Raw genomic sequence first — 10,786 nt, forward strand, 5'->3', positions numbered from 1 at the left:
CGGGATAAACGGAGAGTTTCCGGATCAACTTCCGCAAAGGCAGGAGATCAGGTTCCTGTCGCCATAGGCGTTATCTATGCGGGCCACATTCACCCAAAACTTGTTCTCAGCCACGAACGGTAGCGGATAGGCGGCCTTGCTTCGCGGATAGAGGTGCTTCCAGTCGTCGGCCGTAACCTCATATTCGGGGTGCGGCGCATTTACCAGCACATTGTCTTCCGCCGGATATTCACCGCGTGACACCTCTATGATCTCTTCATGGATCTGACTCATCACCTCCACAAAACGATCCAGTTCCGCCAGGCTTTCGCTTTCCGTAGGTTCTATCATGAGCGTGCCATGCACGGGAAAAGAAAGTGTGGGAGCATGATAGCCATAGTCTATCAAACGCTTGGCAATATCGGTCTCGGTAATTCCCGAGACCTCCTTCAGGCCACGGCACTCAAGAATAAGTTCATGCCCTACTCTGCCTTTGGCGCCGCGATAGACGATACCATACAAATCCTTCAGTTTTTCCGCCAGGTAGTTCGCGTTGAGAATAGCCGCTTCCGTAGCTTCTTTCAGACCGTCGGCTCCCATCATACGGATATAGGCATAGGTTATCTCCAGCACGCCTGCGCTACCGTAAGCCGCAGCTGACACCGTGTTGTTGTCTGTCGACAGGGTCACCGGATGTCCCGGCAGGAAAGGTACAAGATGCTCGGCTACGCAGATAGGCCCTACACCCGGCCCCCCTCCGCCATGAGGAATGGCGAAGGTTTTATGCAGGTTGAGATGGCACACATCGGCGCCGATAGTACCGGGATTGGTCAATCCCACCTGGGCGTTCATATTGGCGCCATCCATATATACCTGGCCTCCCGCTTGATGGATCAGGCGGCACATCTCTCTGATCTCCGTCTCGAAGATCCCGTGTGTGGACGGGTAAGTGATCATGAAAGCTGCCAGATCATCGCTGTACTGCTCCACTTTGCTGCGCAGGTCGACCATATCCACATTTCCGTTCACATCGCTGGCGACCGTTACGGGCCTGAATCCGGCCTGTACCGCACTGGCAGGATTGGTGCCGTGCGCCGATGCCGGGATCAGCACCACCTTGCGATGCCCTTCGTTGTTGCTCTCCAGATAACTCGCTATCGTGATCAATCCGGCATATTCACCGGCCGCTCCCGAATTGGGCTGAAGGCTGGTAGCAGCGAATCCTGTGATTGCCGCCAACATTTCTTCCAGTTCACCCATCATTTGCGTATATCCGGCAACCTGTTCCACCGGTGCAAACGGGTGAATACGCTGGAATCCGGCGAGTCCCAGGGGCAGCAATTCCGATGCCGCATTCAGCTTCATGGTACAGGAGCCGAGCGAGATCATGGAGTGCGCCAGTGAGATATCTTTCCGCTCAAGCCGCTTGATATAACGCATCAGTTCTGTTTCCGTATGATAGCTGTTAAAAGTAGGATGGGTAAGGAAATCCGATTTTCTGAGCTGCGCCTCTTTCAAGGTACTCTTCCCTGATAACCCGTCAACCAGGAACACTTTCGAGCTGCCGGCCGTCATGGCGAACGCGGCCAACAACTCATGGACCCGGTAGGCATTGGTGGTCTCATCGATACTGATCCCCACCTCACCGCTGTCGAAATAACGCAGGTTGATGCTCCGCATTTCGGCGTTATCACGAATATCCTGTATGGATATACCTTCGGGGAGTTTGATTTTCAGGGTATCAAAATAGCTGCCATTTAACTGTTTATAACCCATCTCCTTTAACTCTTCACTCACATGGGAAGCTATGGAATGAATGCGACGGGCAATATTTTTCAATCCTTCCGGTCCTTGGTAAACAGCATAGAAAGAAGCCATAGTGGCCAGCAAAGCCTGTGCCGTACAGATATTGGAGGTTGCTTTTTCCCGTTTGATATGCTGCTCCCGTGTCTGTAACGCCATACGGAGCGCCTCTCTGCCATAAACATCCTTAGAGATGCCGATGATACGCCCTGGTATAGAGCGTTTGTACTCATCCCGGGTGGAAAAGAAGGCTGCAGACGGGCCTCCGTAGAACATGGGAATGCCGAAACGCTGGCTGCTTCCGAAAGCAATGTCGGCGCCCCATTCACCGGGGGGGGGAAGTATTGTCAGCGCCATCAGGTCGGTGGCCACCGCCACTTTACACTCCGCTTCGCATGCCCGTTCCGTGAAATTACGGTAATCCTCCACACTCCCGTTGCCATTGGGATACTGAATGATAGCACCGAAGAATGGTTTTTCGAAAGTAACGGTTTTATAATCTCCGACAACCAGTTCTATTCCTGCATGATACATTCTTGTTTTCAGTACAGCCAGTGTTTGGGGGAATACATTCTCATCTACAAAGAGTGTTTCCACTCCGTTTTTCACCTGTTCGCGGCTACGCAGCCCGTACATCATGGTAGCTGCTTCGGCAGCGGCGGTAGCCTCATCCAGCAACGAACTGTTTGCCAGCGGCAGTGCAGTAAGTTCACTCACCACCGTCTGGAAATTGAGCAATGCCTCCAACCGTCCCTGTGATATCTCAGCCTGATAAGGCGTGTAAGAAGTGTACCATACCGGATTTTCAAACACATTGCGGTAGATAGCGGCAGGAGTAACGGTATCATACCAGCCCATACCGATATAGGATGTGAAAATAGTGTTCTGGGATGCCATATGAGCAATTTCTTCGGCATATTCATGCTCCGACAAAGCCTCAGGTAGAGACAGAGGATCCGTTAAACGGATGTCGGAAGGAAGGGTCTGATCGATTAGTTCATCCATCGACGAGAGGTCGATCGATTCGAGCATTTTTTGTTTATCGGCCTCTGTAATACCGATATGTCGGTTTTTAAATTGTTCCATTTTTATCATAACGAAAGATATGGGTTAAATTTCACTATTCATCTCTTCTTTTGCCCCGGCGGCAGGTATATCCCTCACATAGACTGCCGGCAGGGCGATCCGTCGCACAAAACGGCTGCAGGTCTACTTGCCGACGAAAGGGTTGTTCTTTTTCTCGAATCCGATGGTGGTGGCGGGGCCATGTCCGGAATAGACGACCGTACTGTCGGGCAGGGTAAACATTTTGGTCGTTATACTGTTCAGCAGGTCGTCGTAATTTCCTCCCGGGAGATCCGTCCTACCGACTCCGGCATAAAATAGCAGGTCTCCGCCGAATACGCATCCCTCCCCTTCATGATAGAACACCACACTGCCGGGCGAATGTCCCGGGGTATGGAACACCTTGAGTGATTGATTTCCGAAGGTGATAATATCCCCTTCGTTCAGGTAGCCGCCGATCTCAGGTTTAAAATCGGCGTTACTGCCCGGCAGCCCGAATAGCTGCATCTGCCCCGATATATCTTCCAACAGGTAAAGGTCGTCCGGATGACATTTGACCGACAATCCGAATTGTGAGGCGAGCAGATTGATCCCAAAGATATGATCAAAATGCAGGTGTGTGTTAAGCAGATGTTTTACCCTAAACCCCTGGTCGAGAAGATAGTTGAGCAACAATTCCTTTTCATCGGCATAAAAAGGGGCGGGATCGATCACCACACACTCTTTGGTTTCGTCTGACAATACATATGTATTTACTCCTAACGGATTGAATTCAAATATTTTTATATTCATACGATTAAAACTATTTATTTTCAACTTAACGGTACATATACCAGCTTTTTCATCTGGAAAAACGGTTCGGAGAAGAAATCCGAGAGAGGAACCACTTCCGCAATCTGCCGAAAGGGGCGCAACTCTGCCGTAAGATCTCCCCCCTTCAGGCAGATGATGCCGTTGGGCAGCGCATTCACCTGTGCCGGTGAGATATTTTTACGCGTGATCCTGACAAGCTCGGGCAGAGGCATTACCGCCCGGCTCACAATAAAATGGAATCTTCTTTTTTCATCTTCCGCACGGGCATGCACGGTTTCCACATTTTTCAGCCCTACTGCTTCGGCCACCTCTTTCGCTACCCTGATCTTCTTCCCGATACTGTCAAGCAATATAAATTGCACCTCGGGAAAAAAAATGGCCAGCGGAATACCCGGAAAACCGCCTCCCGTACCCGCATCCATAATAACGGAACCGGGAGTGAAGCGGACATACCGTGCAATGGACAATGAGTGTAACACATGATGCGGATAGAGATTATGGATATCCTTGCGGGAGATCACATTGATCCTTGCATTCCACTGGGTATAAAGATCCGACAGGGCTTCGAACTGCTGTTTCTGCTGTGCGGTAAGCGCCGGAAAATAGGTTTCGATACTCTTCACTACAAATTAGCTAATTTAGAGGCGACACTGTTTTCCCTCAACAGGGAGAGGATCGCTTCATAAGGAATAAACACCTGGGGGGCATCCAGTTGGTAAGCCGAATATTCACCCTTGTTATAAGTATAGATAATACCCTTGTCATTCAGTAGAAAATTATGGTTGGGCATGATCTCCCGCACCCCGAAAAAGCCGAGATCTTCGAGTTCATCCACACTTTTCACATCGGCCTGTTCCAATAAAGACGTGATAATAATCCGCTGGAGAGCTGTATCATATCCGGCATTGAAGATATCATTCTCCGTCACCTGCCTGCCTGTATTCAGGTTCCACACATAATTACGGAATGAATCATAAGAAGCCGCCCCACCCTTGTTATTGGATTGTTTTACCTGAAATGCAAGGACCCCGTGCCGGTTGTATACAATAGAATCGCAAAGGCTTTCGTAATACGAATAGAAAAAATCTTCCGTATAATGTTCGCTATCGGAGACATCGATACCGGCAATCAGGTTGTTGAGTTCCCGGATTTCATCCGCACTTTCCCGGTATGTCTTTGCATCGGCCGTGTAGTTCCCGATGTAATTCAGGACATACGCCTGTACGGCGGCAGAAGGCGCCAATGTATCATACGGCACCCCGAATACATTCCGGATAAAAAACTGTTGCAGCATATCCACACTCATTTTATTGCTACTGACGGGATAAACGAACTCCACCCTTATATCACAATGGGGATTTGCCGTATCCCCGTCGAGATGGTGACGTTCCACCATACTGACCGTGTCGAACCCGACGCTGTTCTCTGCCCTGAACATACTGCGTCCACCTTGGTGATTGCAGGAAATAAAAGACAGCAACACAATCAGGGACAGTATAAAAACCGGCATTCTATGATACACCTCCATACGGAAAGACTTTAGATAATCAGCACAAAATTACACATTTTATCGGGAATAACATCCTCAGCAGGTTCTACTTTTTATAATAAATGAGGATACAGGTTGTCCGTATCCTCATTTACAGATAAAAACAAATGTTTTCGTTCACTAATAAGCATGTCCATCGGATTCCAGGTCATCCAGGCTTAGTTTCTTTCTTTCCAGCGCCCTCCAGGCGTAGAATATATAGCCAATCACGAACGGAACAAGGAGCGATACGAGTGCCATCACCGAAAGCGTAAAATAGCTCGACGATGAGTTCTGCAGTGTGAGCGAACTTTGCGGATCAATCGCTGAAGGATAGTAAGCGGTATTGTTATAACCGGCGACCAGTAAGAGCATGGTCACAGTCATTACAGTCCCCGCACCTGCAAACCAGATTCCTTTTTTAAAATTAGGATTGAAAACCGTATTGAAAATTCCATACAACACCGCCAATACGCCCACCACAAAGAGTACCAGTATTACCGGCATATCGATAAAATTGTACAAATACTTCATTTGCTCCATATATACCTGGTTTGTATCGGGATTCACGGCATACCCTTCAGCCCCCAGCGTCCAGATCAAAAAGACCAGAAAGAAAACTACAAAGGGTATTCCATTATACAAGGTAAATTTACGTGATCTCTTTTCGAGGACCTCATGATCGAGCCGGTTCACAAAGAAGAGGCTTGCTAAGGTGCGGGTAAGGAAAAGCACAGCCAGTCCGAGGCTCAGATTCCTCACATTTGCCAATAACTCGAGTCCGTGAAGCGGATTCTGCCACTGACTGATAGTAAAGCCTGAAGCACCCATTCCGGCAATATTCCCTTTTCCTACCGTAAACTCCGATCCGGTGAAGAAAGAGGCTACTACCACGCCCAGCAGGAGCGTACCCAGTATGCCATTGAGAAAAAGGAATGCGCGATAGGTTTTCGGGCCGAAGATATTTCCCGGCTTGGATTGGTACTCATAGGAGATGGCCTGCAATACAAAGCTGAACAGCAAGATCATCCAGGCCCAGTAGGCACCTCCGAAACTGGTCGAATAGAAAAGAGGAAACGCGGCAAAGAAAGCGCCTCCGAAAACGACCAGTGTGGTAAAGGTAAATTCCCATTTACGTCCAAGGGCATTGAGAAGAAGTTTCTTCTCATTCTCTTCCCTCGAGAGAGAGTTCAACATGGACTGACCTCCCTGCACAAATAGCAGGAATACCAGCAATCCGCCGAGAAGCGACATTACAAACCACCAGTATTTTTGTAGAAAGTCGTATGTTATCATTGTTCAATAAATTTTAGTCGTTTTCAATTCTTATTGCATTATTTTTACGCTCAACATAGTCCGGACAAGTTTACAAAATCAGGCTTCCTCCACGGTAAGGGGATCCGGCCCTTTCTTGATCTGTTTTACCATAATAGTCACTTCTGCAATCAGCATCCCCGTAAACAATACCGTGAAAATGATAAATGTGGCGATGATATTGCCGGGCGAGACGGCGGAGGCGGCAACCTGCACCGGCAGGATATCCTGGATAGTCCATGGCTGTCGCCCCACTTCTGCCACTATCCATCCCGCCTGTCCGGCGATAATAGGCAGGGGTATGCTCCATAGCGCTATATATTGCAGCCATTTCGTGTTGCTAAGTTCTTTCTTGTAGATGAAATAAAGGAGAATCGCGAAGAACAGAATAGAATAGAATCCTATGATCACCATCAGATGGAAAGTATAGAACGTGAGAGGCACATCGGGGATCAGATCTTTTCCGGTTTCGAGATAACCATACCCGAAATGTGCATAATTTTCCCTGAGAATGGTTTCATGATTGGCTGCATCGGCGTCACGCCCTTCTGCCATCGCAGTCTGATAATCGGCCAGCGCCTGAATAGCTATCTGTCCGCGGGTTTTTCTCTCTTCAAAAGAGAGGGCTGTGGTCCCGTCCTGAAGGGTATAGCCCCCTTCTAAAATATCTTTGATTCCCGGCACGAAAGCATTTATGTTCCTGTATCCCAGAAACGACAAAAGTTTAGGGATCTCCAACTTCAAAATATAAGGATCTATTTCATCGTCATAAGCCTGTTTAACCGGGTTCAGCATTCCTATCGCTACCAGCCCGGCCCCTTCTTTCCCTTCATAAAGGCCCTCCATGGCGGCCAGTTTCATCGGTTGCTTCTGTGATACCTGATAAGCCGAACCATCGCCGGTAACCGCCAGCATTACAAAACCGACCAATCCCACCAGAGCGCTGATCTTTATACTTTTCAGGGCAAAATCTTGGTGTCGTTTTTTCAGCAGGTACCATGCGGAAGCGCCTACGACGAAACCGGCTCCGATCGCCCAACAGGAGAAAACGGCGTGCAGGAATTTATTATATGCCACAGGAGAAAGTACCACTGCCCAAAAATCGACCATTTCATTCCGTACCGTTTCGGGGTTGAATTCCATGCCGATGGGGTATTGCATCCATGCATTGGCGACCAAGATCCAGAATGCGGACAAGGTAGCGCCGACAAATACCAGCCAGGTGGAGGCAAGGTGCATTTTCCTGCTCACCCTGTTCCACCCGAAAAACATAATGGAAATAAAGGTGGCTTCCAGAAAGAATGCGAGAATCCCTTCAATGGCGAGGGGAGCTCCGAAAATATCACCCACAAACCAACTGTAATTAGACCAGTTGGTGCCGAACTGAAACTCCAGGATAATACCTGTGGCTACACCGATCACGAAGTTGATACCGAAGATCTTTTGCCAGAACTTGGTGACGTTCTTCCATTTTATATCCCCCGTCCTCACATACATGGTTTCCATGAGGGCCATAATAAGCGCCAGCCCAATAGTGATCGGGATAAATATCCAGTGATAGCCGGCCGTAAGAGCAAATTGCGCTCTCGACCAATTGACTGCAGACACACTTAGTAAATCCATAAATTTTGAATATTTAATCTTGATTATTCCATTGACAGCGCTTTTCCGTAGGTTGGCCGGCCTAAGCCTGGCCTATTCCCCCTATGGGAGGCAGGAATGCCGGATCGTTTTGAATTCTGATCGGTCCGTTCTGCTGTTCAAATTTATCGATATTATCTTTTAACGCCATCAGCAGCCTTTTCGCATGTTCAGGTGTGAGTATGATCCTTGATTTGACTTTTGCTTTAGGCACACCCGGTACAATGCGAATAAAATCAATAACAAACTCCGATGTGGAATGCGATATAATTGCCAGATTGGAGTAGACACCCTGGGCAATTTCATCGCTCAATTCAATTTGTATTTCGTTATTCTTATTGAAATTTTCCATTACCAATTACTGTAAATTTGGAGGTTATTTATAAATGTTTTAAATAATGATGAACAAAGAAATATAAATTTTTCCTCTCTTCAAAAGAAAAGAGAAAAATTCTTTCCTTTAGAATATTGATTAATCCATTACTGATTTCGATTATCACATTCGTAAATCATCGAATCAATATTTTTACTTTTCCGGCAGAAAATCCGGCCTATCGTTTATAGTTTCAACGCTGTGTAAGGCAAATCCAGCGAGTCGGCCACATTCTTAAACACCACATCTCCCTTTACAATATTCAATCCGTACCGTAAATCCGGATACTGTCTGCAAGCGTTTTCCCATCCACTCTCCACCAGTTTTATCACATAAGGCAATGTGGCGTTGGTAAGCGCGCGCGTGGACGTAATGGGGACGGCTCCGGGAATATTGGCCACACAATAATGGATGATGCCATCCACTTCATAGGTTGGATTTATGTGCGTTGTAGGATGTGTAGTTTCGAAACATCCCCCCTGATCTACCGAAACATCTATCATTACTGTTCCCGGAGTCATCTCTTTCAACATCTCCCGTTTTATCAGATGCGGTGCTTTTGCTCCTACAAGTAATGTAGCACCGATAACCAGGTCGGCGGTTTTAACCGAATCGGTAATAGACATTTCTGTGGAGTAAAGGGTATTAACATTCGCAGGAAGGACTTCCGACAGATATCGAAGGCGGTTTAGGTTCACATCGAGTAGTTTCACCTTTGCACCCAATCCGGCAGCCATCTGGGCGGCATTATGTCCTACGACTCCGCCGCCGATAATCACTACTTCGGCCGGTTTCACTCCGGGCACACCACCCAGCAAAATGCCCTTCCCCCCCTGGGGCTTCTCCAAATACTTCGCTCCTTGCTGAACAGAGAGGCGGCCGGCTACCTCGCTCATTGGCGTAAGCAAGGGCAGTGATCCATCTTTATCAATCATTACCGTTTCATAAGCAATACAAACAGCTCCGCTCGAAAGCATGGCTTCAGTGAGTTTTTTGTCGGATGCAAAGTGAAAATAGGTGAATACCACCTGATCTTTTTTTATTAAATGATATTCGCTTTCAATAGGCTCTTTCACTTTTACAATCATATCCGCAATCTCATACACATCCTCAATACGATCAAGAATGGATGCTCCGGCCTTTACATAGCTTTTGTCCGGCAGGTTACTTTCGACCCCGGCGCCTTTTTGCACGTAAACTTCGTGTCCTCTGCGAGTAAGTTCAAAAACACCATCGGGCGTCATGGCTACCCTCCCTTCCTGTACTTTAATTTCTTTGGGTATTCCTATAACCATAATAATAAAGAATTGTAAGTTGTTGTAAAATAATATTAGAATAGGTGATCAATCACTTTAACGGCATTCTCCTGAACAGAATGATGCTTATAAGCTGTTGTATCATCTGCAAAAATAAGAAGAAAAAAGAGATTTGCAACTCATTTGAAAGGTTTTATTAACAGAGATGATTTATTTTTTTCATCGTTCAATAATCATTTTTAATGACTCTTTCGCATAAAAATTTCTTTCATTACAGATTATGTCGTATTTTTGTGATAATATTTCAGATTTTTCAATCTATAATAAATAATTAGTACAATGGTAAGTTATAAAGAATTGGGTCTTGTAAACTCAAAGGAGCTGTTTAAAAAAGCAGTAGAAGGCGGCTACGCCATCCCTGCCTTCAATTTCAACAACATGGAACAAATGCAGGCCATTATTTCGGCATGCGTTGAAACAAAATCACCCGTGATCCTGCAGGTATCGAGTGGCGCACGCAAATACGCCAATCAGACGTTACTGCGCTACATGGCTCAGGGAGCCGTTCAATATGCAAAAGAGCTGGGATACGCAATTCCCATCGTGCTCCATCTCGATCATGGCGACAGCTTTGAGCTTTGCAAAGATTGTATAGAAAGCGGTTTCTCTTCGGTGATGATCGACGGTTCACATCTTCCCTACGAAGAAAACATCGCCCTGACAAAGAAGGTAGTTGAGTATGCCCACCAGCATGATGTGACCGTGGAAGGGGAACTCGGCGTGCTGGCAGGTATCGAGGACGATGTAGAGGCAGAACATCACACCTATACCGAACCCGATGAGGTAGTGGATTTTGTGACTCGTACCGGCGTTGACTCATTGGCCATCTCCATCGGCACTTCGCATGGTGCCTTCAAATTCACTCCCGAACAGTGCACGCGCAACGAAGACGGCATACTGGTTCCGCCCCCATTGCGTTTTGATATTCTGGAAGAGATTGAAAAACGGATCCCC

9 protein-coding genes are annotated in these 10,786 nt (G+C 47.2%); 1 reads left to right on the top strand and 8 read right to left on the bottom strand.

Going from position 1 to position 10,786, the window contains the following annotated elements:
• Positions 1 to 24: 24 nt before the first annotated feature.
• The 8 genes from gcvP to ald all read right to left on the bottom strand — a co-directional run bounded on the left by gcvP (position 25) and on the right by ald (position 9,811).
• Positions 25 to 2,877 carry an aminomethyl-transferring glycine dehydrogenase gene (gene gcvP / locus Q0502_RS16725; protein ID WP_298653305.1) on the bottom strand — a complete coding sequence of 951 codons (2,853 nt, stop codon included), beginning with the start codon at positions 2,875 to 2,877 and terminating at the stop codon, positions 25 to 27.
• 114 nt (positions 2,878 to 2,991) lie between these two features.
• Positions 2,992 to 3,639, bottom strand: a complete 648-nt coding sequence (locus tag Q0502_RS16730; protein WP_298653307.1) for an MBL fold metallo-hydrolase — start codon at positions 3,637 to 3,639, stop codon at positions 2,992 to 2,994.
• Between the two features lie 20 nt (positions 3,640 to 3,659).
• Positions 3,660 to 4,283: a 16S rRNA (guanine(527)-N(7))-methyltransferase RsmG gene (gene rsmG / locus Q0502_RS16735; RefSeq protein ID WP_298653310.1), complete on the bottom strand. Its 624-nt coding sequence runs from the start codon at positions 4,281 to 4,283 to the stop codon at positions 3,660 to 3,662.
• Entirely contained in the window at positions 4,283 to 5,188 is a 906-nt protein-coding gene (locus tag Q0502_RS16740) for an RsiV family protein (RefSeq protein ID WP_298653313.1), read from the bottom strand. The genes rsmG and Q0502_RS16740 overlap by 1 nt, the downstream gene beginning before the upstream one ends.
• Before the next feature lie 141 nt (positions 5,189 to 5,329).
• Entirely contained in the window at positions 5,330 to 6,484 is a 1,155-nt protein-coding gene (gene cydB / locus Q0502_RS16745; RefSeq protein WP_298653316.1) for a cytochrome d ubiquinol oxidase subunit II, read from the bottom strand.
• Positions 6,485 to 6,562: 78 nt separating this feature from the next.
• Entirely contained in the window at positions 6,563 to 8,125 is a 1,563-nt protein-coding gene (locus Q0502_RS16750; protein ID WP_298653319.1) for a cytochrome ubiquinol oxidase subunit I, read from the bottom strand.
• A 61-nt stretch (positions 8,126 to 8,186) separates the two neighbouring features.
• On the bottom strand, positions 8,187 to 8,495 hold the full coding sequence (locus Q0502_RS16755) for a DUF3467 domain-containing protein (RefSeq protein WP_298653322.1): 309 nt from the start codon (positions 8,493 to 8,495) through the stop codon (positions 8,187 to 8,189).
• Between the two features lie 206 nt (positions 8,496 to 8,701).
• On the bottom strand, positions 8,702 to 9,811 hold the full coding sequence (ald, locus tag Q0502_RS16760; RefSeq protein ID WP_298653324.1) for an alanine dehydrogenase: 1,110 nt from the start codon (positions 9,809 to 9,811) through the stop codon (positions 8,702 to 8,704).
• 300 nt (positions 9,812 to 10,111) lie between these two features.
• Between ald and Q0502_RS16765 the strand changes: the two genes are divergently transcribed.
• Positions 10,112 to 10,786: ketose-bisphosphate aldolase (locus Q0502_RS16765; protein ID WP_298653327.1), on the top strand; the 675-nt coding region annotated here is incomplete at its 3' end.

This window comes from uncultured Proteiniphilum sp. (genome assembly GCF_937873925.1).
In the GTDB taxonomy this organism is placed as follows: Bacteria; Bacteroidota; Bacteroidia; order Bacteroidales; family Dysgonomonadaceae; genus Proteiniphilum.